Source organism: Sphingomonas sp. PP-CE-1A-559 (genome assembly GCF_004340965.1).
Taxonomy (GTDB): domain Bacteria; phylum Pseudomonadota; class Alphaproteobacteria; order Sphingomonadales; family Sphingomonadaceae; genus Sphingomonas.
Genome location: NZ_SLYA01000001.1, coordinates 114,983 through 139,545 on the forward strand (window position 1 = coordinate 114,983; position 24,563 = coordinate 139,545).

The window sequence follows — 24,563 nt, forward strand, 5'->3', positions numbered from 1 at the left end:
TCGTCGCGTCGCACCGCGCATGATGGGGACCCTGGTCCTGTGGAGCCATGCGCTGGCCGCTTTGCTGTTCGGCGCAACCGCGCTCGGGCAGATGCGGCGACCGAGTGGGCATTGGCCGCATCGGGCGTTGCTGGTGGCGTTGATCGCGACGAGCCTGTGGGCGCTCGCGGTCGCGGGGATCGGCGCGCAGGACATGGCGACCCGCGTCGCGGCGAGCGGTCGCGATATTGCATGGCTTGGGTTCATGCTGGCTCTGGTGCGACGCGATCGTACGGGTAACCGGGCGCTGAACGCGGTGTATCTGGTGGTGATGACGCTCGCCGTGACGGGTGCGCTGCTTGCCTTCCTGGAAGTTGCCGTCGTGCATGATGAGGCGTTCGCCGCGGTTGCGGCCGCGCGCGAAATGCTCGGCATGATGGGGGCGGTGAGCGCGCTGGTCCTCACCCATCACCTGTATCAGGCGGCGCCGGCGTCGCGGGGCGGCGTCCGACTGGTCATGCTGGCGCTTGCCGCGATGTGGGGCGTCGACCTGCTGGTGTCCGCCTCGGACTATACTTCTACGGTGGCAGCGCCGATCGTCATCGTCGCGCGGGGCATCGCGATGATCGGCGTCGCCGCGCTGCTGGTCGTCGGTGTGCATCGCAGCGGTGAGTGGACGCTCGCTTTGTCGCGACCGATCGCGGTGCGTGCGTTGTCGGCGATCGCGCTGGTCCTCTACGTCGGCATCACCGCGTTCGCGACCGCCGTCGTCGCCAGCCTCGCCGGACCGTATGCGCGGGTGGCGCAGACGGCGATCGTGTTCGGCGCGACCGCGATGGTGGTGGCGCTGCTGTTGACGCCCTGGCTGCGGGCATGGGCGAAGGTGAAGGTGGCCAAGCATCTGTTTCGCCATCGCTATGACTATCGTGCCGAGTGGCAGCGCTTCACCGATACGCTGGGTCGACCTGATTCGCGTGCGGAGTCGCTCGATTGTCGCGTGGTGAAGTCGATCGCCGACCTGACCGACTCGCCCGGGGGGCTGTTGCTGGTGCCCGATGGGGCGTCGTTGGGGCCGGGCGCGACGTGGAACTGGGCGGGAGCGGCCGATGGTCCGCGCGACGAAACTCTGGCGAGGTATCTCGCGCAGGACGCGCGGATCGTCGAACTGGACCGGGTCCGCGCCGGCACCGCGCCGGGCGATGACATGGCGAGCGTTCCCGACTGGCTCCGCGAATGTCCCGAGGCATGGGCGATCGTGCCGCTGGTCCACGGGGGCACGCTGGTCGGCGCGATCGTCCTGGCCCGTCCGCCGGTCGACCGTGCACTCGACTGGGAGGATTTCGACCTGCTCCGGGTCGCCGGGCGGCAGGCGGCGAGTTATCTGGCGGAGGATCGCGCGCATGCGGCACTCGCCGATGCCGCCCGGTTCGATGAGTTCAACCGCCGGTTCGCGTTCATCCTGCACGACATCAAGAACCTCGTCAGCCAGTTGACGCTGGTCGCGCGCAACGCCGAACGGCACGCCGATAACCCCGATTTTCGCGTCGACATGGTCGCCACCCTCAAGGATTCGTCCGATCGCATGAACGCGCTGCTCGCCCGACTTTCGCAGCACGGACCCGTCCGCGGCGAACCGCTTCAGCCGATCGACGTCGCCACCATCGTCGAGCGAGTCGCGGCCGATCGCAAGGCGCAGCATCCGATCGTCGCGCGCGGCGGTCCCGCCTGCGCGCTGGGGCACGCGGCCCGACTCGAACAGGTGCTGGGACAGCTTGTCCAGAACGCGGTCGAGGCTAGCGCTGCGGATGCGCCTGTCCTGTTGGCGGTCGAGACGATCGGCGAACAGGTCGCGATCGACGTGATCGACCATGGCTGCGGCATGACGCCGGGCTTCGTCCGCGACCAGCTGTTCAAGCCGTTCGTGTCGTCCAAGCCCGCGGGGTTCGGGATCGGCGCGTTCGAGGCGCGGCAACTGGTGCACGCGATGGGTGGCGCGCTCGACGTCGCGAGCCGGGAGGGTGAGGGCACGCGCTTCCGCATTCTCCTGCCCGCAGTTGCGGCGCTGGAGGTGGCGGCGTGAGTGGAAACGAGCGGCCCGTCCTGCTGATCGTCGAGGACGACCTCGGGCTGCAGCGGCAATTGCGCTGGGCGTATGAGGGGTATGAGATCGTCGTCGCGAGCGATCGGGCGCAGGCGCTCGATGCGGTGCGCGCGCATGAGCCCGCGGTCGTCACGCTCGACCTTGGCCTGCCGCCCGACCCCGACGGCGTCACCGAAGGGTTTGCCACGCTGCGCGATATCCTCGCGATGAAGCCGGATACCAAGGTGATCGTCGCCTCAGGGCACGGCGCGCGCGACAGTGCGTTGCAGGCGATCGCGGATGGCGCCTGGGACTTCTACGCCAAGCCGATCGACATCGATGCGCTCGGCATGATCGTCAGCCGTGCCTTTCACGTCCATGCGCTGGAGGCCGAGAATCGCAGGCTTGCCGCGCGGATCGACGCGGGCGGGTTCGGCGGGTTGATCAGCGCTTCGCCCGAGATGGCGGTGGTAACCCGAACGCTGGAGCGAGTCGCGCCGGCCAATGTCTCGGTGATGCTGCTCGGGGCGAGCGGCACCGGCAAGGAACTGCTCGCACGCGGGCTGCACGATGCTTCGCCGCGGTCACGGGGGAATTTTGTTGCGATCAACTGCGCGGCGATCCCCGAAACGTTGCTCGAAAGCGAGCTGTTCGGTCACGAGAAGGGTGCGTTCACCGGCGCGGTGAAGACCACCGAGGGCAAGATCGAACAGGCCGCGGGCGGTACGCTGTTCCTCGACGAGATCGGCGACGTGCCGCTCGCGCTCCAGGTGAAGCTGTTGCGGTTCCTCCAGGAGCGCGTGATCGAGCGGGTCGGCGGGCGCAAGGCGATCCCGGTCGACACGCGCATCGTCTGCGCGACTCACCAGAACGTCGATGCGATGGTTGCGGATGGGCGGTTCCGCGAGGATCTGTATTACCGGCTCGCGGAGATCGTCGTACGGATACCGGCACTGGCCGCGCGGACCGGCGATGCGGTGCTGCTCGCGCGGCACTTCGTCACGCGCTATGCTCGCACGATGAACCCCGTCGTCACCGGCTTGGCCCCTGATGCGCGCGCCGCGATCGACGGCTGGGGCTGGCCCGGCAACGTCCGCGAGCTGGAGAACCGGATCAAGCGCGCGGTCATCATGGCCGACGGCAAGCTCGTCACGGCGACCGATCTCGACCTCGACGGCAAGGGCGAGGAGGCCGCCGCGCTCAACCTGCGCGCGGCTCGCGAACTCGCCGACCGGAAAGCGATCCGCCAGGCGCTGGCGCGTGCCGACGGCAATATCTCGGGCGCATCGCGGTTGCTCGGGATCAGCCGTCCGACCTTGTACGACCTCCTGAAAAGCTATGATCTCCATGCCTGAGACCGGATCCGCGGCGACGCACACGCATCGTTATCCGTTGCTGAGCCGGGGCCGGCGTCGGCGCCTGAAAATGCGCGGCGTCGTTACCGCGAGATATACACGCTTGATTACGATCGGCGTCCTGTGTCTGCTGATCGTCGGTATCGCGATCGCCCTCGCGACCCGTCCGCCACGGCCAGATGCGCGCCGGTCGCTGGTCGACAGCCTGACGACGTTGGGAGCAGGGAACTACAGTGCCGCGCGGACCAACGCGCAGGCCGCGATCAAGGCTGCCCCGACGTTGGGGATCGCGCATGCGGTGCTGGCGCGCGCGTATCTCGAACTCGGCGACGGGCTTGCGGCGGAGGCGGAACTGGCGCGGGCGACCGACGCGGGGTTGCCGGCGGATCGCCTGCATCAGCTTCAGGCACATGCGCGATTGCTGCAGGGCGACCCCGATGACGCGATCGACGAGGCTGCGCAGGCGCAACCGCGGTATGCCGGGTACGCTGCGCGAATCCAGGCACGGGCGCTGGCGTCGCAAGGCAAGCCGGTAGAGGCGCAGGCGGTGCTTCGGACGCTGCTCGATCGGGTGCCGAACGACGGCGCGGCGTGGACGGATCTTGGCCGCATCCGGTTGACGGCGGGCGATGTCGGCGGCGCGTCGGTCGCGGCGGCGCGCGCTGTTACGCTGGCGCGGGGCGAACCGGCGGCGCTGACGTTGCAGGGGGAGGTCGTTCGCAGCCGCTACGGGCTCGTCGCCGCGCTACCGTGGTTCGAGGCAGCGTTGCAGCGCGACGCCTATTATCACCCCGCGCTGATCGAATATGCGGCAACGCTGGGCGAGGCGGGGCGGAATGCCGACATGCTGGCGGCGACGCGTCGCGCGCTGTTGGCGCGGCCGGGCAGCCCGCAGGCGTTGTATCTCCAGGCTGTATTGGCCGCGCGCGCAGGACGCAGCGATCTGGCGCGCGGACTGCTGCAACGAACCGAGGGCGCGGTTGCCGGCTTGCCGGGTGCGATGCTGCTGTCGGGCAGTCTCGATTATGCGGAAGGCAAGTTCGAACAGGCGGCGGTCACGTGGCGACAGCTGGTCGCGATCCAGCCGCTCAACGTTACCGCGCGCCGATTGCTGGGGGCGGCGTTGCTCCGGTCGGGGGATGCGCAGGCGGCGTTGGGCGTGCTGCGGCCGATCGGGCTGCGCGCCGATGCGGACGGCTATGCGCTGACGACGATCGCTCGGGCGTTCGAGGCGACCGGGGATACGTCAACAGCGGCGCAGTTCATCGATCGTGCGGCGGGGGGACGGACGGCGCCTGCTGCGATCTTCGGTACGGACGATTCGACCGGTGCGTTGTTGGCCGTTGCCGATGCTGCGTCGAACGACCCGACCTATGTGCTGGGGTTGATCCGCGGCCAGATCGCGCGTGGGGATACTGTCGGCGCAATTGCTCGGGCGCGTGCGCTCGTCACGGCGAGCCCCGGCGCACCTGCCGCGCAACTGGCGCTTGGGGACGCACTGGGTGTTGCCGGGCGCTATCCCGAGGCGGCCGGGGTCTATGCGCGGGTGGCGGATCTATCGTTCGACGAACCGACGATGCTGCGTCTGGTCGATGCGCTTGGCCGGGCTGGGCGCGCGCAGGACGCAGCGGCCTCGCTGGCGCTGTATCTGTCGCAGAACCCGCAAAGCTTGACCGGATTGCGCCTGTTGGGGCATTGGCAGGTCGCGTCGAGGGATTGGGACAAGGCGATCGAGACGCTTGAGGGGGTGCGGCGTCGGGTCGGCAATCGCGATGGTGGCGTCTTGATCGACTTGGCTGTGGCCTACGCGGGCAGCGACGATGGCGCCATCGCGGTGCGCTATGGCAAGGCTGCGTATAGCCTCGCGCCGATGAACGCGGCCGCGGCGGACGCCTACGGTATCGCCTTGGCGGCGAGCGGGAATAGTGAAGGTGCCCGGCAACTACTCGACAAGGCGGTCCGACTCGCGCCGGGCGATGCGGTGATTGCAGGCCATCGCCGCCAGCTTGGCTGAACGCTACCGGTCTTGCCCTCGGAACCCTTGCCTCTGGGAAGGCGTGTCGTCAGAAGCCGCGCATGACCGATCCGCTGGACCGCATCGCCGCCGCACTCGAGCGCCTGTCGCCACCCCCGCCGCCGGCCGCCGATCCGCGCGCGCATCCTGCGTATGTCTGGCGTGGTGGAGTGCTCCAGCCCGCGCGCGGGTTTGCGCCGTTGCCGCTGGATATGCTGATCGGTGTCGATCGCCAGAAGGCGTCGCTGCTCGCCAATCTGCGCCATCTCGCGGCGGGGCATGCCGCGCAGGACGTCCTGCTGTGGGGCGCACGGGGAACCGGCAAGTCGGCGCTCGTCAAAAGTGCGGTGGCGGACGTGCAGGGTTCGGGCGGCGACATTGCGCTGGTCGAGGTCACCGAGCTTGCCGGGCTGCCGACGCTGTTCGCGGCGTTGGCGCAGGTAAGGCGCGCATTCGTCGTATTCGTCGACGATCTCGGGTTCGATGTTCCGGCCGAGGCGCGTGCGCTCCGGTCGATGCTGGAGGGTGGGGCGGAACCCCGGCCTGCCAATGTCCGATTGCTGGTGACCGCCAATCGCCGACATCTGGCGCCGCGGGACATCGCCGAACAGGAAAGCGCGATCAATCCGCGCGACTCGGCGGACGATCATCTGGCGCTATCGGATCGCTTTGGCCTCAGCCTTGGCTTTCATGCACTTGATCAGGAAGGGTATCTTGCGATCGTTGCGGCCTATGCGGCGACACATGATCTGGAGTTCGAACCGGGCGAGGCCATCGGTTGGGCTACACGTCGGGGCAGCCGCTCGGGCCGCGTCGCGTGGCAATATATGGTCGATCTAGCCGGTCGCGCTGGCAAGGCGTTGTAATCTCAAAACGGCGGGCCGGTGCCGAAGCACCGGCCCGGCAACATCAGTTGCTGTCCGAATCGTCGTTGTTGTCGTTGACGATGGCGATAACGCCGATCGCTGCAACGCCAGCTACGATCAGGAGGGCGAAGATGCCGCCGCCGCCTGCGAGCTCGTTCTTGCCGGACGTTGCCGAGCCAACGCGTGCGTTCGCAACCGACAGGCTGGCAGGAGCAGCCGACGCTGCAACCGAGGTGGTCATCATTGCAACGGCAAGTGCGCCGCCGGTAAGGGCCTTGAGCTTCATATACATCTCCGCATTAAACAAACAGAACTGCCGCAACGCAGCAATCACACCGTGGTTCCCGTATTGACCGAAGATGGAAACGTCCAGCTAAATCTAGTTCAAGAAGTTCCCTCAACCATTTCTGCAAGCTCGAGCCAACGCAGCTCGGCGGCCTCCTTTTCGGCGCGGGCAGCATCCATCGCCTTGGTCAGCTTCGCGAACGTCGCATTGTCGCGCATGTAGAGGTCGGGCTTCGCCAGCTTGACCGCATCGGCTGCCATCTGCGCGTCGAGTTCCTCGATTCGCTTGGGCAGCATCTCGTAGTCGCGCTGGTCCTTGTAGGTCAGTTTCGCGCGGGGCGCCGCAGCGACGGGGGCGGTCGCCGCGACCTTCTTCGAAGCACGCTTGCCGGTCGTCGTCGACACGCGACGCTTTTCCCAATCCTCGTAGCCGCCCGCAACGACATCTACCGTGCCCGAGCCATCGAGGCCGAGCGTGATCGTCACGGTGCGGTCGAGAAAGTCACGGTCGTGGCTGACGATCAGCACGGTGCCGTCGTAATCGCCGATCACCTCCTGCAACAGGTCAAGCGTCTCGAGATCGAGATCGTTGGTCGGCTCGTCGAGCACTAGCAGGTTGGATGGCTTGGCGAACTCGCGCGCCAACAGGAGTCGCGAGCGTTCGCCACCCGACAGTGAGCCGATCTTCGCATCGACCATGTTCGGGTCGAACAGGAAGTCCTTGAGGTAACCGTGGATGTGCTTGCGCACGCCGAGCACGTCGATCCACTCGCCGCCGTCGACGACGACTTCGCGCACCGTCTTCTCGGGCGCCATCAGGCTGCGCTGCTGGTCGATCACCACAGCGTCGAGAGTCTGCGCCAGCTTGATCGTGCCGCTGTCGGGCTGGATTTCGCCGGTCAGCAGCTTCAACAGCGTCGACTTGCCTGCGCCGTTGCGACCGACGATGCCGATGCGGTCGCCGCGCGTGACCCTCAACGTAAGGTCGCCGATGATCGTGCGGTCGCCGTAGACCTTCGTGACGTTCTTGGCGTCGATCACGACCTTCGACTTCGTGTCGTCGCTGGCGGTCGTCAGGTTCGCCGAGCCCTGCGGTCCGATCATCGAGGCGCGTTCGGCGCGCATCTCGTGCAGCTTGGTGAGACGCCCCTGGTTGCGCTTGCGCCGCCCGGTTACGCCGCGCAGCAGCCAATGCTCCTCAAGCTTCAGCCGCGCATCGAGCTTCTCGGCCTGGCGCTGTTCCTCGGCATAGACCTGTTCGGTCCACGCCTCGAACCCGCCGAAGCCGATCTCGGCACGCCGAATCGCGCCGCGATCGAGCCACAGCGTCTGCTTGGTGAGCCGCGTCAGGAAGGTACGGTCATGGCTGATGACGACGAACGCGCCGCGGAAGCGCTTGAGCCAGTCCTCGATCCATTCGATCGCACCGATGTCGAGATGGTTGGTCGGCTCGTCTAGCAGCAGCACATCAGGGTCCTGCGACAGCGCGCGGACGATCGCCGCGCGACGCCGCTCGCCACCCGAGGCGGAAGCCGCCTCGCGCGACAGGTCGATGCCGAGCTGGTCGGCGATCGAATCCGCCTCGTAGTTCACCGGCGCATCGTCGCCCGCCATCACATAGTCGCGCAGCGTCGCGAAACCGCGCAGATCTGGCTCCTGATCGAGAATGACGACGCGGGTGCCGGGGACGATCGTCCTGCGTCCCTCGTCCGCCTGGACGCTGCCGCCGAGCAGTTTGAGCAAGGTCGTCTTGCCGGCGCCGTTGCGGCCGATCAACGCGAGCCGGTCGCGCGGTCCGATATGGATGTCGAGATTGCGAAAGAGCCATCCCGAGCCCTGGACGAGGCCGAGGCCTTCGAATGCTAAGATTGGTGCTGCCATGTTCGCGCCACGTAGGGGGGCGAAGTGATGCAGGCAAGTTACACCGCGTGGGCTTCGTGCTGTCGGCGGCCTGTCGCGATCATTCACAGGCTGTTCAATGCGGGAGGCCTATGCCACCGCCATGAAGATGCTGCTTTTCCTTGCAACCCTGGCCGCTGCGCCGTTTCTGACGGGTGCCGCCCCCATGCTGGCGGGCGAGCCTCCGCAGCGCCGCAGCGACCAGATGTCGGCGTTGCAGGCGCGCAAGACCGGAGCGCCGTCTTTGCGCGAGATCGAGTCGCGCGTGATCCCGACGATGCGGGGCGCGCAGTATCTCGGCTCGGACTACGATTCGGGCAGCGCCATTTACACGCTGAAATTCCTGCGCGATGGAACCGTCATCTGGGTCGACGTGGATGGCCGTAACGGCCAGATCGTCGGCCGCACGGGTCGCTGAACACTGTAATCGAGAGGATTGTCATGCGCGTTCTGATCGTCGAGGACGAACCGAATCTCGGCCAGCAATTGAAGAATACCCTGGAAGGGGCCGGCTATGCGATCGACCTCGCGGTCGATGGCGAGGAAGGGCATTTCCTAGGCTCGACCGAGAATTACGACGCGGTCGTGCTCGATCTGGGCCTGCCGGAGATCGACGGGCTGACGGTGCTTGATCGCTGGCGCAAGGAGGGCAAGACGATGCCCGTGCTGGTGCTCACCGCGCGTGACAGCTGGTCGGACAAGGTCGCGGGCCTTGATGCGGGCGCGGACGATTACGTCGCCAAGCCGTTTCAGAGCGAGGAACTGATCGCGCGTCTGCGGGCGCTGATCCGCCGCGCGTCGGGCAATGCCTCGTCCGAGCTGACCGCGGGCGACATCCGCCTCGACACGCGCAGCGGCAAGGTGACGCGCGCCGGCGAGCCGGTGAAGCTGACGGCGCAGGAGTACAAGCTGCTGAGCTATCTGCTGCACCACAAGGGCAAGGTCGTCAGCCGCACCGAGCTGATCGAGCATATCTACGACCAGGATTTCGATCGCGATTCGAACACGATCGAAGTGTTCGTCACGCGCATCCGCAAGAAGCTCGGCCAGGACGTGATCACGACGATCCGCGGGCTTGGCTACAGCCTCGAAGATCCGGACGCCTGATCGGCTGACGATGGACAGCGCGCCGGTCACAGACACGCCGATAGCGGACGGGCCGATCCGGGTGGCTGCCGCGGTCAAGGGATCGCTGTCGCGGCGGATGATTCTGATCGCGGCAGTGTGGATCGGCGTGCTGCTCAGCGGCGGCGGGTTCGCGCTCGACCGGGTGCTGTCCGCGGCGGTGACGCGCAATTTCGACGACCAGCTCGAATATGTGCTGCGGTCGCTGCTCAATTCATCCGAGATCGGCCCTGACGGCGAAGTGATCTTCTCGCGCGAGGCTGCGGCCGACCAGCGGTTCGTCGAGCCGTATTCAGGGCTGTACTGGCAGGTATCGGGCAAGGGGCGCGAGGATTTCCCGTCGCGTTCGCTATGGGATCGGCGGCTCGCGTTCGGCGGGACGCATGACGACCGCAACGCGCATTTCTACGACAGCACGCAGTTTCCGGACGAGAAGCTTCGCGTCGTCGAGCGGGACGCGGTGATCCCCGGGTCGAAGGTGCATTGGCGGTTCCAGGTGGCGCAGAGCCGCGACGGGCTCGATGCGCAGATCACGACGTTGCGGCGGACGCTGGTGCGGAGCTTCGCGCTGCTCGCGCTCGGGCTGATCGTGATGGCGGCGCTGCAGACCTTCTACGGCCTGTGGCCGTTGCGGCGGGTGCGCGAGGAGATCGCGCGGATGCGCGCCGGCCAGTCGAACCGCGTGTCGAGTGCGATGCCGGTCGAGGTCGCGCCGATGGTCGAGGAACTGAACGCGCTGATCGAGCATAACGAGCGCCAGGCGGAGGAAGCGCGGCGGCATGCCGGCAACCTCGCGCACGCGCTGAAGACGCCGCTGACGGTGATCATGAACGCGGCGACGGCGCAGTCGGACGACCTCGCCGACACGGTCATCCGCGAGGCGCGGACGATGCGGCGGCAGGTCGACCACCACCTCGCGCGGGCGCGGGCCGTCGGGCGGCGTGGATCTGCGCATAGTCGTGCGGATGTTTGGCCGAGCCTGGAGTCGGTCGAGCGGGCTGTCGGCCGGCTGTACCGGCATGTCCGGATCGACGTGACCGGGCCTCGCGGGTTGCAGGTGCATGTCGAGCGGCAGGATCTCGACGAGATGCTCGGCAATCTGATCGAGAACGCCGCGAAATATGGTGGCGGCAGCGTGTTCGTGACGGTCGGTGCGCAGGCGGGCTTCGTCGAGTTCCTGGTCGAGGATGACGGCATCGGTATTCCGGAGGAGGAGCGGGTGCGTATCTTCGATCGCGGCGTGCGGCTGGATACGGGGAAGCCGGGGACGGGGCTCGGGCTGGCGATCGTGCGCGATGTGGCGGAGATCTACGAGGGGACGGTTGCGCTGGAGGAGAGCGAGGATCTTGGTGGCTTGCTGGTGCGGTTGAGGTTGCCGGCAGCGAACTAGCACTTAGTCCCGTTTTCCTGCGAACGCAGGAATCCAGGGTCGAGAGCGACGGCGCTTGTGACCCTGGGCTCCTGCGTCCGCAGGAGAACGGCACGGACTACCCCCGCGATCGCGCCTGGCGGTACGTGCCCAGCACGCGCAGCCATTTCGAATGGAACCCCAGTTCCTCCAGCGCATGGCCGAGGTTCGCGTCGCCCGGCTTGCCGACCACGTCCGCATAGAATTCCGTCGCGGAGAAGCTGCCGTTGCGCTGGTAGCTCTCCAGCTTGGTGATGTTTACGCCGTTGGTCGCGAAGCCGCCGACCGCCTTGTACAACGCGGCGGGGACGTTCCTGACCTCGAAGATCAGCGTCGTCATCCATTCGCCACCGACCGGCTCCTGCGCCGCGGGAGGCTTGCCACCGCGGGCCAGTACGACGAACCGCGTCATATTGTGGTCCGCATCGGCGATGTCGGTCGCGAGCAGATCGAGACCATATAGCGCGGCCGCGGCAGGCGGCGCGAGTGCGGCGATCGCCGGGTCGCCCAACTCCGCCACCACTGCCGCCGCGCCTGCGGTGTCGGGATAACTGACTGGCTCGATCCCGTGTGCTTTCAGCCAGTGCCGGCATTGGCCCAGCGCCTGCGGATGGCTCATCGCCTTGCGGATGCCGTCGCGCGGGCCGCATGCCATCAGCGCATGGCGGATCGGCAGGAAATGCTCGCCGGTGATCACCAGCCCCGATTCGGGGAGCAGGAAATGGATGTCGGCGACGCGGCCGTGCAGCGAATTCTCGATCGGGATGATCGCGCAATCGGCGCGGCCGTCCTTCACCGCGTCGATTGCGTCGGAGAAATCGAAACAGGGCAGGGGCAGGCCGTCCGGGAACGCCTCGACCGCGGCGACATGGCTGTTCGCGCCCGGTGCACCCTGGAACGCGACGGCGCGCGCGGGCTCGGCGGCGGCGGCGTCGGTCATCCGCGCGACGATCGGGCGGGCGGGTGCGGCGAAGTTTTCCATGCGCCGAGCGCCTAAAGCGCGCTGCCTGCCTGTTCAAGCCGCGTAAAGCGCCGCCGCCCGCCATACACCCGCCCTTCAAGCGCGGCTTGCGGTGCGCGCTCGCGTTTTCTATGGCTATCCCAAACAGAACAGGGCGGATGCACAAGATGGACAATCGGACCAATACGATCGCCGGCTGGGTGCTCGCAGGCTGTGGTGCGGCGCTTGGGCTGTCGATCGTCGGCGGGATGATGTTCCACGGCGAGCGCCCCGAGAAGATGGGCTATGCGATCGAGGGCGTCGTTGCCGAGGGCGGCGAGGGTGCGGCCGCCGAAGTGCCGATCGCCTCGTTGCTGCCGACCGCCGACGCCGCCAAGGGCGCCGAAGTGTTCAAGAAGTGCGCCGCCTGCCATACCATCAACCAGGGCGGCGCGAACGGCGTCGGCCCGAACCTGTACGGCACGGTCGGTGAGGAAATCGCCAAGGGCAAGGCCGGGTACGCCTTCTCGTCGGCGCTGGCCGGGATCGGCGGCAAGTGGGACTTTGACAAGCTGAACGCTTGGCTGACCTCGCCGCGCAAGTTCGCGCCGGGGACGAAGATGACGTTTGCGGGGCTCGGCAATGCGCAGGACCGCGCGAACGTGATCCTGTATCTGAACCAGCAGGGTTCGAACCTGCCGTTGCCGGCGGCACCTGCGGTTGGCGTTGCTCCGGCGGCTGGCAAGGATGCGGCGGCTAAGGATCAACCGGCGACGGCGAATGCGGCGGAAGCTGCGGCTACGAAGGGCGCGCCGACTGCGGATATCGCGAATACCGGAACGCCGGCCTCGGGTGCGCCGTCGGTCGATCCGGAAGCAGCCCGCAAGGGCGCCCGCTCGGAGAAGTAATGGTTCCAGGCCGGAATGATCGGCCTGGATTCACCCTGCCACTAGCGCGGGAGGGTTGTTCCAAGATTAGGGGCACCGTGTACGGTCCGATCCCGCTCCATTCCGTCATCCCGGCGGAAGCCGGGACCCACGGTTGCGGTCAGCGTCATAAACGGACGCTTCGTGTCCATGGGTCCCGGCGTGCGCCGGGATGACGGAATGGGTGGTAGTTGGAACCGCGAGAAAGCTTAGCCCTCGGCGGCTTCCTTCTCCGCCCGCTCGCGATAGAACGACTGCACCGCGTCCCAAGCCTCGTCCGCCGTCTCGACGTAGCGGAAGATCCCCAGATCCTTCTCGCTGACGACGCCTTCCTCGACCAGCGCGTCGAAGTTCACGACCCGCTCCCAGAACTGACGCCCGAACAGCAGAACGGGAATCGGCTGGATCTTGCCCGTCTGGATCAGCGTCAGCAGTTCGAACAGCTCGTCGAACGTCCCGAACCCGCCCGGAAACGCTGCGAGCGCGCGTGCGTGCAGCAGGAAGTGCATTTTTCGCAGCGCGAAATAGTGGAACTGTACCGACAGCGACGGCGTGACGTACGGGTTCGGCGCCTGCTCGTGCGGCAGGACGATGTTCAGGCCGATCGACTCGGCGCCGACGTCGTCCGCGCCGCGATTGGCGGCTTCCATGATCGACGGACCGCCCCCTGAGCACACCACGAACTGCCGCCAGCCACGCTCGTCGCGCGGCAGGACGCTGACCTTGGCCGCCAGCTCGCGCGCGACGTCGTAATATTTCGACTTCTCGACCAGTCGCTCGGCGATCTTCTTCGACTTCTCATCCGTAGCGAGCTTCAGTAGCGCTTGCGCCTTCGACGGCTCGGGAATGCGCGCGGAGCCGTAGAACACGAACGTCGAACCGATCTTCGCCTCGTCGAGGACGAGTTCGGTCTTCAGCAGTTCGAGCTGGAACCGCACCGGCCGCAGGTCTTCGCGCAACAGGAAATCCATGTCCTGGAAGGCGAGCCGGTAATGCGGGTGCTGCGTCTGGGGTGTGGAAACGGAGTCGCGGGCGGACTCGGCATCCTGGCTGGCGTTCGGAAAAACGCGCGATGGTACTCGTGTATCGGTCATTCAGGCGCGATTAGAGGAAACGCGAGGGGAGGGCTAGAGCGGTGCGCTAGCGGCAGAAATTGGCGCGGTCGTCTTCGAGATGGAGGTGGTTGCGATGCGCGGCGTTGTAGTCGGGGCTGAGAACGGTCCCGAATCGTTTGCACGCCGACCCGCGGATCGTCTGGAGGAATTGCCGGACCTGCGGGTCGGACGAGTTCCAGTCGTTCAGCACGGTGATTCGCCGCCCATCCTTCAGCACGAACCCGCCGATATCGATCGCGTTGGCGATCGCGTGGCCCGATCGCCGGGTGGGACCGCGCGTGGAGCCGACGACGTTGCGACACGCGTAGCTCCCCATGCTGTCGACCCGCGCGAGTTCGCTGCCGAGCATTTGGTACGCGGCCGGTGCGACCGCGTTGCGCGTCCAGCCGATCAACGCGCGCGCCGCCCCGCAGCGGACCGCGGTGAGGTTGGCGACCGGCACACCGATATCTACCAACTTGACGGTGCCGGCGAGCCCGCAGCCGGGACCGGTTTCGCGGTCGGGCAGGACCTGGAACGAGACGTGCAACTCGCGCAGGTCGGCGAGGCACTGCGCGGTTTCGCGGTTGCTCGGGACGGAGAGATTGGGGCGGGTCTTGGTTGGCGCCGCGGGGCGATCGGCGCGTCCGCAGGCGGCAAGCGCGAGGATGACGAGAAGGGGATAAAATACGCGATACATGCCCGTATAATCACTGCCTTGGCCCTGCTTGTCATCCTTTCTCCGTTCGTGCTGAGCGCAGTCGAAGCACCTGGTAGCGCGGGATGGTACCCTTCGACTTCGCTCAGGGCGAACGGAGAAGCGAAGGTTGACACTCCCGCGAACGCCGTTAGGGCCGGCGACGGGCCACGCGGTCCCAACGCCGCGCGTGCTCTCTGTGAGGAGAGATAAATGACTGATACGACCTACGCACCCGCTACAGATGCGCCTGCACTGCCCGCTACGAAGCCGGCACGTCCCTTTTTCAGCTCCGGTCCCTGCGCGAAACCTCCGGGTTGGTCCGCGGACAAGCTTGCCACCGACTCGCTGGGTAGGTCGCATCGCTCGAAGATCGGCAAGACCCGTCTCCAGTACAGCATCGACCTGATGCGCGAACTGCTGAAGCTCCCTGACACGCACCGCATCGGCATCGTCCCCGGCTCCGACACCGGCGCGTACGAGATGGCGATGTGGACGATGCTCGGCGCAAAGCCCGTCACCGCGCTCGCGTGGGAGAGCTTCGGCGAGGGCTGGGTCACGGATGCCGTGAAGCAGCTCAAGATCGACCCCACGGTGGTGCGCGCCGATTACGGCCAGCTGCCCGACCTGGACGCGGTCGACTGGTCGAACGACGTGCTGTTCACCTGGAACGGCACCACCAGCGGCGTGCGCGTGCCGAACGCGGACTGGATCCCGGCCGACCGCGAGGGTCTCTCGTTCGCCGATGCGACTTCTGGCGTGTTCGCGTACGATATCGACTGGACGAAGATCGATGTGGCGACCTTCTCGTGGCAGAAGGTGCTCGGCGGCGAGGGCGCGCACGGCGTACTGATCCTCGGGCCGCGCGCGGTCGAGCGGCTTGAGACGTATACGCCGGCTTGGCCGCTGCCGAAGGTGTTCCGCTTGGTCTCGAAGGGCAAGCTCACCGAGGGCGTGTTCAAGGGCGAGACGATCAATACGCCGTCGATGCTGGCGGTCGAGGATGCGATCTTCAGCCTGGAATGGGCGAAGTCGCTGGGCGAAGATGGCTTGATCAAGCGGTCGGATGCGAATGCGGCGGCGTTGGACAAGATCGTCGCGGAGCGCGATTGGCTGGGGCATCTGGCGGTCGATCCGGCGACGCGGTCGAAGACCAGCGTGTGCCTTACGGTCGAGGGTGCGGACGAGGCGTTGATCAAGGCGATGGCCTCGGCGCTGGAGAAGGCGGGGGCTGCGTATGACGTCGCCGGGTACCGCGATGCGCCTCCGGGCTTGCGTATCTGGTGCGGCGCGACCGTCGACACCGCCGATATCGAAGCGCTCGGCCCTTGGCTCGACTGGGCCTACGCGACCGCCAAGGCGGCCTAAACCAACCTACCGTTACCGCTTCCTTTAGCCTTCCTTCCAACAACCACCCCCATTCCGTCATCCCGGCGCACGCCGGGATGACGGAGGTGGATGGAACGGAACGGAAGGCGCGCCGCCAATTCACCGAATTCCCAGGAGCAATCCCATGCCAAAAGTCCTCATTTCCGACAAAATGGATCCCCGTGCGGCGCAGATCTTCCGCGAGCGCGGCGTCGAGGTCGATGAGATCACCGGCAAGACGCCAGCCGAGCTGATCGCGATCATCGGCGAGTATGACGGCCTCGCGATCCGCAGCTCGACCAAGGTGACCAAGGAAATCCTCGAGCACGCCACCAACCTGAAGGTCGTCGGCCGAGCCGGGATCGGCGTCGACAACGTCGATATCCCCGCCGCGTCGGCGAAGGGCGTGGTCGTGATGAACACCCCGTTCGGCAACTCGATCACCACCGCCGAGCACGCGATCGCGCTGATGTTCGCGCTCGCCCGCCAGCTGCCCGAGGCGGACGCCTCGACGCAGGCCGGCAAGTGGGAGAAGAACCGCTTCATGGGCGTCGAGCTGACGTCGAAGACGCTCGGCCTGATCGGTGCGGGCAATATCGGCTCGATCGTCGCCGACCGTGCGCGTGGCCTGAAGATGAAGGTCGTCGCGTTCGATCCGTTCCTGACGCCCGAGCGCGCGATCGAGATCGGCGTCGAGAAGGTCACGCTCGACGAACTGCTCGCGCGCGCCGACTTCATCACGCTGCACACGCCGCTGACCGACCAGACGCGCAACATCCTTTCGGCCGAGGCGCTCGCCAAGACCAAGAAGGGCGTGCGCATCATCAACTGCGCGCGCGGCGGCCTGATCGACGAGGTCGCGCTGAAGGCGGCGCTCGATTCGGGGCAGGTCGGCGGCGCCGCGCTCGACGTGTTCGTCGAGGAGCCCGCCAAGGCATCGCCGTTGTTCAACACGCCGAACTTCGTCAGCACGCCGCATCTCGGCGCGTCGACCACGGAGGCGCAGGTCAACGTCGCGATCCAGGTCGCCGAGCAGATGGCCGATTTCCTGATGTCGGGCGGCGTCACGAATGCGCTCAACATGCCGTCGCTGTCGGCGGAGGAAGCCCCGAAGCTGAAGCCGTACATGGCGCTGGCGGAGAAGCTGGGGTCGCTGGTCGGCCAGTTGACGACGGGCGCGGTGTCGCGGATTTCGGTGCATACCGAGGGCGCGGCGGCAGACCTGAACGCGAAGCCGATCGTGAGCGCGGTGCTCGCCGGGTATCTCCAGACGCAGACCGCGACCGTCAACATGGTCAACGCGCCGGTGCTGGCGCGCGAGCGTGGCCTCGAGGTGCGTGAAGTTCGCACCGAGCGTGAGGCGGATTACCACACGCTGCTGCGCGTCTCGGTGAAGACCGAGGATGGCGAGCGGTCTGTTGCCGGCACGTTGTTTGGCGATTCGGCGCCGCGTCTGGTGGAACTGCTGGGGATCAAGATCGAGGCCGATCTGGCGGGGCCAATGCTGTACGTCGTCAACGAGGATGCGCCGGGGTTCATCGGGCGTCTCGGGACTGCGCTTGGCGAGGCTGGGGTGAATATCGGGACGTTCCATCTTGGGCGCCGGTCTGCCGGTGGCGAAGCGGTGTTGCTGCTGTCGGTCGACGAAGCCGTGACGCCGGACTTGCTGACGAAGGTTCGCGCGCTCCCCGGCGTGAAGACCGCAATGGGCCTCAACTTCTAACAAGACTCCCTCTCCCCTTGGGGAGAGGGTAGGGGAGAGGGGCAGTACCAGGAGGTGGCGTTTGGGGCGGCCCCTCTCCCCGGCCCTCTCCCCATAGGGGAGAGGGAGTCGTGCCCAAAACCGATGACAGCATGTTGGGCCGGGCGAAGGCGATGCGGTCCGGGCAGACCGGGCCGGAAATGCGGTTTTGGTACGAAGTTCGCGCCAAGCGCTTCCAAGGCGTGAAGTTCACCCGCCAGGTCGTGATCGGCGCGTTTATCGCTGATTTCGTCGCGCGTTCGCACATGCTGGTCGTCGAGCTTGACGGCGATACGCACACCGACCAAGCACGCGACGCCCGCAGGACGGCGTGGCTGGAAGAGCAGGGATATCGGGTGATCCGTTTCGCCAATACCGATGTGATGACCAACCTCGAAGGCGTTTTGCAGGTGTTGGGCGATGCACTTGTCACACGCGTGGACCTGACACGATGACCGCACTCCTCCCCGAAGGCTTCCGAGATCGCCTCCCCCCGTTCGCCGATTCGGCCGCGGCGCTGGAAGCCCGCGTGCTCGAAGCAGCGCGTCTCCACGGCTATGAGCGCGTCGATCCGCCGCTCGCCGAATTTGCCGATGGGCTTGAGATGCGCCTCAAAGCCGGCGGCCTTCACGACGCAGTGCGCTTCGTCGATCCGGTGTCGCAGCGGACGCTCGCGATCCGGCCGGACATCACTGCACAGGTCGCGCGGATCGCCGCCACTCGGATGGGGCATCACCCTCGGCCGGTTCGGCTGAGCTATGCTGGCTCCGTGTTGAAACTGCGCGCGTCGCAGCTCGCGCCCGCGCGTGAGACTCGGCAGATCGGCTGCGAGTTGATCGGGCTCGATTCGGTTGCCGCCGCGCAAGAATTGGTCGCGGTCGCGGTCGACATGATCGCCGCCGCTGATGTCACCGGCGCGTCGATCGACTTCACGCTCCCCGACCTAGTGCCGACGCTCGCTGCCGGCCCGCTCCCCGTCGCACCTGAGCAGATCGCTACCTTGCGCGACCGGCTCGATGCGAAAGATGCCGGTGCCGTCGCCGCGCTCGCCCCCGCCTACCTCCCGCTGATCGAAGCCGCCGGGCCGTTTGACCAAGCGATGGACCGCCTCCGTGCGTTCGACACGACCGGTGCGCTGGCTTCGCGCCTCGACGGTCTCGCGCGCATTGCTGAAGCGATTGGTGGCCGCGTTGCGCTGACGCTCGACCCGACCGAGCGGCATGGCTTCGAATACCAGACGTGGCTCGGCTTCTCCCTCTTCGCGGACGGTAGCGCACGCGAAGTCGGCCGCGGTGGCACCTACACCGTCGTCCACGAAACCGGCGCCGAGGAAGCTGCGACCGGCTTCTCGTTGTTCGCCGATGCGCTCGTCGAGCGTGTCGCCACCGTCGACCGTCGCCGCCTCTTCCTCCCGTTCGGCACGCCAGCCAGCGAAGGCGCCGCGATGCGCGCGCAAGGCTGGGTCACCGTCGCCGCTCTCGACGCCGGCGACACCCCCGAAGCACAAGTCTGCACGCATCTATGGGTGGCGGGCGAGCCCCGCGCGCTGTAGGCGCTGCGCGTAATCCTCAGGAGATAGAGTTTGGCCAACGTAGCAGTCATCGGCGCGCAATGGGGCGACGAAGGCAAGGGCAAGATCGTCGACTGGCTCGCCGAGCGTGCCGACATGGTCGTGCGGTTCCAGGGCGGCCACAATGCCGGCCACACGCTGGTCGTCGGCGACAACGTGTACAAGTTGTCGCTGCTGCCGTCGGGTATCGTCCGCGGCACGCCGTCGTTCATCGGCAACGGCGTGGTGCTCGATCCCTGGGCGCTGAAGGATGAGATCGCGCGGTTGGGCGCACAGGGCGTTGTCGCCACGCCGGAGACGCTGCGGATTGCCGATACCTGCGCGCTGATCCTGCCGTTCCACCGCGATCTCGACGGTCTGCGCGAAGACGCGAGCGGCGCGGGCAAGATCGGTACGACCCGTCGCGGCATCGGGCCTGCGTATGAGGACAAGGTCGGTCGCCGTGCGATCCGCGTGTGCGACCTCGCGCATCTCGACGATCTCGGGCCGCAGCTCGATCGCCTCACCGCGCATCACGACGCACTCCGCGCCGGCTTCGGCGAGCCGCCAATCGATCGCGCGCGCTTGATCGAGGAATTGCGCGAGATCGCCGGTTTCGTCCTTCCGTTCGCCAAGCCTGTATGGCGCGATCTCAACGCCGCGCGCTCGGCCGGCAAGCGGATCCTGTTCGAGGGCGCGCAGGGCGTGCTGCTCGACGTCGACCACGGCACCTATCCGTTCGTCACCTCGTCGAACACGATCGCAGGCGCGGCGGCCGGCGGATCGGGCCTCGGGCCATCCGCGGTCGGCTTCGTGCTCGGCATCGCCAAGGCGTATACGACGCGCGTCGGCTCGGGACCTTTCCCGACCGAGCTCGAGAACGAGACGGGCGAGCGCTTGGGCGTCCGTGGTCATGAGTTCGGCACCGTCACGGGGCGGAAGCGTCGCTGCGGCTGGTTCGACGCGGTGCTGGTGCGGCAGGCGGCAGCGGTTGGCGGCATCACCGGGATCGCGCTGACCAAGATCGATGTGCTCGACGGGTTCGAGACGGTATCGATTTGCACCGGCTACAAGCTGCGCGGCGAGACGCTCGATTATTTCCCGGCGCATGCGGCGGACCAGGCGCTGGTCGAGCCGATCTACGAGACAATGGAAGGCTGGCAGGAGACGACTGCGGGTGCACGTAGCTGGGCCGACCTGCCGGCGCAGGCGATCAAGTATATCCGCCGGATCGAGGAGCTGATCCGCTGCCCGGTGACTTTGGTGTCGACCAGCCCGCAGCGTGCCGACACGATCCTCGTTCGCGATCCGTTCTCGGACTGATACGCAAAAAGCCGGGCGATCGCTCGCCCGGCTTTTCATTTACTGTAGCGACTTCGGATCAGCGCGGGGTGGTCGTGCCGGTCGTCCCGCCCGTGGTCGAACCCATCGTGCCGGTGGTCGTGCCACCCATCGTGCCCGTGGTTCCGGTCGAGCCGCCCATCGGTCCGGCCATCGTGCCGGTGGTGCCCATCGTACCAGTCGTGCCGCCCATCGTGTCGGCGCCCATCGTGCTACCGGTCGTGCCGGACATCGTGCTGCCCGTCGTGCCGGTGCCGCTCATGGTGCCCGACGTCGTACCGCGCGTACGGCTGCGAGCCTTGGTGCCACGCTGCGTGCGCGTTGTGGTCGAACGGGTGCTGGTCGAGGGGTTGGCCTGATCCATCGTACCGGTCGACATGCCGCCGGTCGTGCTGCCTGCGGTCGAACCGCCCATGGTGCTGCCGCTCATCGTGCCACCCGTGGTGCCGCCCATCGAGCCGCCGGTGCCCGTCTGTGCCAGTGCCACGCCCGGAATGATCAACGCTGCTGCTGCGATCGAAGTTAGAATACGCATTTCGCTCTCCTATGTTATTGAAGGGCAAGCGCTTAAGTCCGGCTTATGTTCCAGCGTCAGCCGCACTGGCCCCGATGCAGTAACGCCTGGTCGGCGAGTACGAGCGCCACCATCGCCTCGACCACGGGGACTCCGCGGATGCCCACGCACGGGTCGTGACGGCCTTTGGTAGCGATCGTCGCGGCCTCGCCGGTCGGGCTGATCGTCTCGACCGGGGTGAGGATCGAGCTGGTCGGCTTGAAGGCAACGCGCAACCGGATCGGCTGGCCGGTTGCGATGCCCCCAGCGATGCCTCCGGCATGGTTGGCGAGGAACTCCGGGCCATCGACACCGGGACGCATCGGGTCGGAATTCGCTTCGCCTGACAGCGCGGCAGCGGCGAACCCGTCGCCGATCTCGATGCCCTTGACCGCGTTTATGCTCATGCAGGCGGAGGCGAGTTCGGAATCGAGCTTGGCGTAGAGCGGCGCGCCCCAGCCGGCCGGCACACCGGTCGCCTCGCACGCGATCACCGCGCCGAGTGACGAGCCCGACTTCCGTGCCGCGTCGACGAGCGCCTCCCAACGGAGTGCGGCCTCGGCGTCGGGGCAGAAGAACGGGTTCTGGTCGATCTGCGCATCGTCGAAGTTCGCATGGTCGATCGCATCGCCACCGATCGCCTCGACCCAGGCGCGGACTCGGACCTGCGGCACGACGAGGCGCGCGACTGCCCCCGCTGCGACGCGTGCGGCTGTCTCGCGCGCGGACGAGCGCCCGCCGCCTCGGAAATCGCGAAAACCGTACTTCGCGTCATAGGCATAGTCGGCGTGGCCGGGGCGATAGGCCTTGGCGACGTCCGAGTAGTCCTTCGATCGCTGGTCGACATTCTCGATCATCAGGCTGATCGGCGTGCCCGTCGTCCGCCCCTCGAACACGCCCGAGAGGATGCGAACCGTATCCGGCTCGCGCCGCTGCGTGGTGAAGCGCGACGTGCCGGGGCGACGCTTGTCGAGCCAGGGTTGGATATCGGCCTCGGTCATCGGGATGCCAGGCGGGCAACCGTCGACGATCGCGCCTAGCGCAGGGCCGTGGGATTCGCCCCAAGTGGTGAAGCGGAACAGCCGTCCAAACGTATTGAAGCTCACTGGCCCCTCTCCCGGACGGGGAGAGGGAGGGGCCCGTGCGAAGCATGGGAGGGTGAGGGCGGGCACGTAAGTCCATCAAGGATCGCGGCGAGCACACCGTCCATCCGCTGCATCACGTCGTTGTTCCAGACACGGATCACACGATATCCCTTGGTCGCGAGGAAGGCGGTTCGATTGTCGTCGTAAGCGGCGCCATCGAGGTGTTGGCTGCCGTCTACCTCGACGACCAGCATCGCGTCCATGCAGAGAAAGTCGGTGATGAAGGGGCCGATCCAGACCTGGCGGCGGAATTTAAAGTTGCCGAGACGACGGCTGCGGAGTTGATACCACAGCCGGTCTTCTGCTTCGGTCGCGTTGCGCCTCAGCTTTCGGGCTCGGTCCAGTGCTTCGGTACCGTCGTGTTGCCTCACCTTGCCCTCACCCTCCCATGCCTTGCATGGGCCCCTCCCTCTCCCCGGAGGGGGAGAGGGGTTATGCCAGTGCGATATCGGGCGCGTCCTCGGCCTTCATGCCGATCACGTTGTAGCCGGCGTCGACGTGGTGCGTCTCGCCCGTCACGCCCGAAGCCAGGTCGCTCAGCAGGTACAGCCCAGCGCCGCCGACGTCGTCGATCGTGACGTTGCGCTTGAGCGGCGAGTTCAGCTCGTTCCACTTAAGGATCAGGCGGAAATCGCCGATGCCGCTTGCGGCCAGCGTCTTAATCGGCCCCGCCGAGATCGCGTTCACGCGAATATTGTCGCGGCCGAGATCGACCGCGAGATACTGCACGCTCGTCTCCAGCGCCGCCTTCGCGACCCCCATCACATTGTAATGCGGGATGACCTTCTCCGCGCCGTAATAGCTGAGCGTCAGCATCGCGCCGCCCTCGGTCATCATCTTGGCCGCGCGCTGCGCCACCGCGACGAACGAATAGACCGAGATGTTCATCGTCATCAGGAAATTGTCGAGGCTGGTATCGACGAACCGCCCGCGCAGTTCGTTCTTGTCCGAAAATCCGATCGCGTGGACGACGAAGTCGATCGTCGGCCATTCCTCGGCGAGCTTGTCGAAGGTCGCATCGAGCGCGCCCATGTCCGACACGTCGCAATCGAACAGCCGCGCCACGCCCAGTTGCTCGGCGAGCGGGCGGACGCGCTTCTCCATCGTCTCGCCCTGGTAGCTGAACGCGAGGTCCGCGCCCGCCTCGGACAGCTTCTTGGCAATCCCCCAGGCCAGCGACTTGTCGTTCGCCAAGCCCATGATCAGCCCACGCTTGCCCGCCATCAAACCGTTCACGCCGTCCCCGCCTATACCTGCATATCCGTAGCAGGCTGCTCTAGCGTTGTTTCGGGGGGTTCCGCCAGTGCTGCGTTGAGATGCGCACCGAATACCAGCCCGAGCCCGATGACATAGAAAAATAACAGCATGATGACGACGCCCGCCAGGCTGCCATAGGTGAGGTCGTAACCACCGAGACGCGACAGGATCACCGGCAGCAGCGCGGTCGCGCTGACCCACCAGGCGGTGGTAAATAGCGCGCCCGGCCATTTGCGGCACTTCGAATAGCGATAGCGCGACGGGGTGACCGAGTAGAACAGCAGGTACAGCGCGCCGAACATGAGCAGGCCGGGGATGAGACGAGAGAGCCCGACCCAGCCGGCTGCGTCCTGCGCGAAGGGGACGAGGCGGTAGATGAACTGCTCCGCCGCCGTGAGGATGCCTTGCACCAGGAACGAGAGCAGCGCGATCACCACCGACAGGATGATTACGAACGATGATCCAAGCCGTGATTTCCAGAACGGTGCGGTCGCCTTGATCCCGTAAGCGCGGTGGAAGATGTCGCGGATCGTCTCGACGAAGCTGCCGACCGTCCACAACCCGACGAGCGCGCCGAGCCACAATAGCGACCCGGTCCGCGCGGCGAGCACGTCGGCGATCGGTTTGCGCAACAGGTCGCCGACGTTGGGCGGCAGGACGTTGAGGAACGATTCGACCGCGCGCACAGTCTCGACGCTCTGGCCGAAGATCGACAGGATTGCCGCCGCAACGATGAAGAACGGGAACACCGTCATCAGTGCGAGATAGGCGAGGTTCCCTGCGTGGATGAAGCCGTCGTTGAACACGCCGACGGCTGCCCGCTTGACGATCTCGAACGCGTAGCTGCCTGGCCTGACCTTCGCCATGCCACGAGTGAGACGGGCGCGCGTCGCACCATGATCGTGCGCGCGCGCTTCGGGCGTTAAGGTATTATCATTCAC

At 66.7% G+C, this 24,563-nt stretch carries 23 protein-coding genes; 13 read left to right on the forward strand and 10 right to left on the reverse strand.

Annotation, left to right across the window (positions count from 1 at the left end):
• The first annotated feature begins 19 nt into the window (after positions 1–19).
• The 4 genes from prsK to C8J42_RS00505 all read left to right on the forward strand — a co-directional run bounded on the left by prsK (position 20) and on the right by C8J42_RS00505 (position 6,294).
• The gene (gene prsK / locus C8J42_RS00490) at positions 20–2,059 is read left to right on the forward strand and encodes an XrtA/PEP-CTERM system histidine kinase PrsK (protein WP_243643965.1); all 2,040 of its coding nucleotides are present in this window, start codon (positions 20–22) and stop codon (positions 2,057–2,059) included.
• The gene (prsR, locus tag C8J42_RS00495; protein WP_133018530.1) at positions 2,056–3,414 is read left to right on the forward strand and encodes a PEP-CTERM-box response regulator transcription factor; all 1,359 of its coding nucleotides are present in this window, start codon (positions 2,056–2,058) and stop codon (positions 3,412–3,414) included. The genes prsK and prsR overlap by 4 nt, the downstream gene beginning before the upstream one ends.
• Positions 3,415–3,517: 103 nt before the next feature.
• On the forward strand, positions 3,518–5,428 hold the full coding sequence (locus C8J42_RS00500; protein WP_243643966.1) for a tetratricopeptide repeat protein: 1,911 nt from the start codon (positions 3,518–3,520) through the stop codon (positions 5,426–5,428).
• Positions 5,429–5,490: 62 nt separating this feature from the next.
• Entirely contained in the window at positions 5,491–6,294 is an 804-nt protein-coding gene (locus tag C8J42_RS00505) for a DUF815 domain-containing protein (RefSeq protein WP_133018531.1), read from the forward strand.
• Between the two features lie 43 nt (positions 6,295–6,337).
• On the opposite strand, the gene C8J42_RS00510 is transcribed toward C8J42_RS00505, so the two are convergent.
• Both C8J42_RS00510 and C8J42_RS00515 read right to left on the reverse strand, forming a co-directional pair.
• Complete coding sequence (locus C8J42_RS00510) at positions 6,338–6,580, reverse strand: hypothetical protein (RefSeq protein WP_082452997.1); 243 nt, start codon at positions 6,578–6,580, stop codon at positions 6,338–6,340.
• 98 nt (positions 6,581–6,678) lie between these two features.
• Positions 6,679–8,460 carry an ABC-F family ATP-binding cassette domain-containing protein gene (locus C8J42_RS00515; RefSeq protein WP_133018532.1) on the reverse strand — a complete coding sequence of 594 codons (1,782 nt, stop codon included), beginning with the start codon at positions 8,458–8,460 and terminating at the stop codon, positions 6,679–6,681.
• A gap of 121 nt (positions 8,461–8,581) precedes the next feature.
• Between C8J42_RS00515 and C8J42_RS00520 the strand changes: the two genes are divergently transcribed.
• From C8J42_RS00520 to C8J42_RS00530, 3 genes are all read left to right on the forward strand, one after another.
• Positions 8,582–8,896: a hypothetical protein gene (locus tag C8J42_RS00520; protein WP_133018533.1), complete on the forward strand. Its 315-nt coding sequence runs from the start codon at positions 8,582–8,584 to the stop codon at positions 8,894–8,896.
• A gap of 23 nt (positions 8,897–8,919) precedes the next feature.
• Positions 8,920–9,585, forward strand: a complete 666-nt coding sequence (locus C8J42_RS00525) for a response regulator transcription factor (RefSeq protein WP_056061146.1) — start codon at positions 8,920–8,922, stop codon at positions 9,583–9,585.
• 97 nt (positions 9,586–9,682) lie between these two features.
• Positions 9,683–10,993 (forward strand): HAMP domain-containing sensor histidine kinase, encoded by a 1,311-nt coding sequence (locus tag C8J42_RS00530; RefSeq protein ID WP_133019163.1) that lies wholly within the window; start codon positions 9,683–9,685, stop codon positions 10,991–10,993.
• Positions 10,994–11,090: 97 nt separating this feature from the next.
• Here the strand turns inward: C8J42_RS00530 and C8J42_RS00535 are convergent, their stop codons facing one another.
• The gene (locus C8J42_RS00535; RefSeq protein ID WP_133018534.1) at positions 11,091–11,993 is read right to left on the reverse strand and encodes a prephenate dehydratase; all 903 of its coding nucleotides are present in this window, start codon (positions 11,991–11,993) and stop codon (positions 11,091–11,093) included.
• A 146-nt stretch (positions 11,994–12,139) separates the two neighbouring features.
• On the opposite strand from C8J42_RS00535, the gene C8J42_RS00540 reads away from it, so the two are divergent.
• A complete protein-coding gene (locus tag C8J42_RS00540; protein ID WP_133018535.1) occupies positions 12,140–12,859 on the forward strand; it encodes a cytochrome c family protein in 720 nt (239 codons plus the stop codon).
• 227 nt (positions 12,860–13,086) lie between these two features.
• Here C8J42_RS00540 and C8J42_RS00545 read toward each other — a convergent pair whose 3' ends face one another.
• Both C8J42_RS00545 and C8J42_RS00550 read right to left on the reverse strand, forming a co-directional pair.
• Positions 13,087–13,971, reverse strand: coding sequence for a TIGR00730 family Rossman fold protein (locus C8J42_RS00545; protein ID WP_056484830.1), 885 nt, complete (start codon positions 13,969–13,971; stop codon positions 13,087–13,089).
• Positions 13,972–14,017: 46 nt separating this feature from the next.
• A complete protein-coding gene (locus tag C8J42_RS00550) occupies positions 14,018–14,671 on the reverse strand; it encodes an extensin family protein (protein WP_207897039.1) in 654 nt (217 codons plus the stop codon).
• A 210-nt stretch (positions 14,672–14,881) separates the two neighbouring features.
• Here C8J42_RS00550 and C8J42_RS00555 point away from each other — a divergent pair, with 210 nt between their 5' ends.
• The 5 genes from C8J42_RS00555 (at position 14,882) to C8J42_RS00575 (ending at position 20,649) form a co-directional block, all read left to right on the forward strand.
• Positions 14,882–16,036: a phosphoserine transaminase gene (locus C8J42_RS00555; protein WP_133018536.1), complete on the forward strand. Its 1,155-nt coding sequence runs from the start codon at positions 14,882–14,884 to the stop codon at positions 16,034–16,036.
• A 145-nt stretch (positions 16,037–16,181) separates the two neighbouring features.
• Entirely contained in the window at positions 16,182–17,759 is a 1,578-nt protein-coding gene (gene serA, locus C8J42_RS00560) for a phosphoglycerate dehydrogenase (RefSeq protein ID WP_093398618.1), read from the forward strand.
• A 110-nt stretch (positions 17,760–17,869) separates the two neighbouring features.
• A complete protein-coding gene (locus tag C8J42_RS00565; protein ID WP_279388683.1) occupies positions 17,870–18,232 on the forward strand; it encodes an endonuclease domain-containing protein in 363 nt (120 codons plus the stop codon).
• A complete protein-coding gene (locus tag C8J42_RS00570; RefSeq protein ID WP_133018537.1) occupies positions 18,229–19,329 on the forward strand; it encodes an ATP phosphoribosyltransferase regulatory subunit in 1,101 nt (366 codons plus the stop codon). The genes C8J42_RS00565 and C8J42_RS00570 overlap by 4 nt, the downstream gene beginning before the upstream one ends.
• A 30-nt stretch (positions 19,330–19,359) precedes the next feature.
• Complete coding sequence (locus C8J42_RS00575; RefSeq protein WP_133018538.1) at positions 19,360–20,649, forward strand: adenylosuccinate synthase; 1,290 nt, start codon at positions 19,360–19,362, stop codon at positions 20,647–20,649.
• Positions 20,650–20,707: 58 nt separating this feature from the next.
• Here C8J42_RS00575 and C8J42_RS00580 read toward each other — a convergent pair whose 3' ends face one another.
• The 5 genes from C8J42_RS00580 to C8J42_RS00600 form a co-directional block, all read right to left on the reverse strand.
• Positions 20,708–21,202, reverse strand: a complete 495-nt coding sequence (locus C8J42_RS00580) for a hypothetical protein (RefSeq protein ID WP_133018539.1) — start codon at positions 21,200–21,202, stop codon at positions 20,708–20,710.
• 56 nt (positions 21,203–21,258) lie between these two features.
• The gene (gene aroC / locus C8J42_RS00585) at positions 21,259–22,326 is read right to left on the reverse strand and encodes a chorismate synthase (RefSeq protein ID WP_133018540.1); all 1,068 of its coding nucleotides are present in this window, start codon (positions 22,324–22,326) and stop codon (positions 21,259–21,261) included.
• Positions 22,323–22,736, reverse strand: a complete 414-nt coding sequence (locus C8J42_RS00590; protein WP_207897040.1) for a DUF559 domain-containing protein — start codon at positions 22,734–22,736, stop codon at positions 22,323–22,325. The genes aroC and C8J42_RS00590 overlap by 4 nt, the downstream gene beginning before the upstream one ends.
• Positions 22,737–22,797: 61 nt before the next feature.
• Entirely contained in the window at positions 22,798–23,601 is an 804-nt protein-coding gene (gene fabI, locus C8J42_RS00595) for an enoyl-ACP reductase FabI (protein WP_133018541.1), read from the reverse strand.
• Positions 23,602–23,612: 11 nt separating this feature from the next.
• Positions 23,613–24,488 carry a YihY/virulence factor BrkB family protein gene (locus C8J42_RS00600; protein ID WP_243643967.1) on the reverse strand — a complete coding sequence of 292 codons (876 nt, stop codon included), beginning with the start codon at positions 24,486–24,488 and terminating at the stop codon, positions 23,613–23,615.
• Positions 24,489–24,563: the final 75 nt, after the last annotated feature.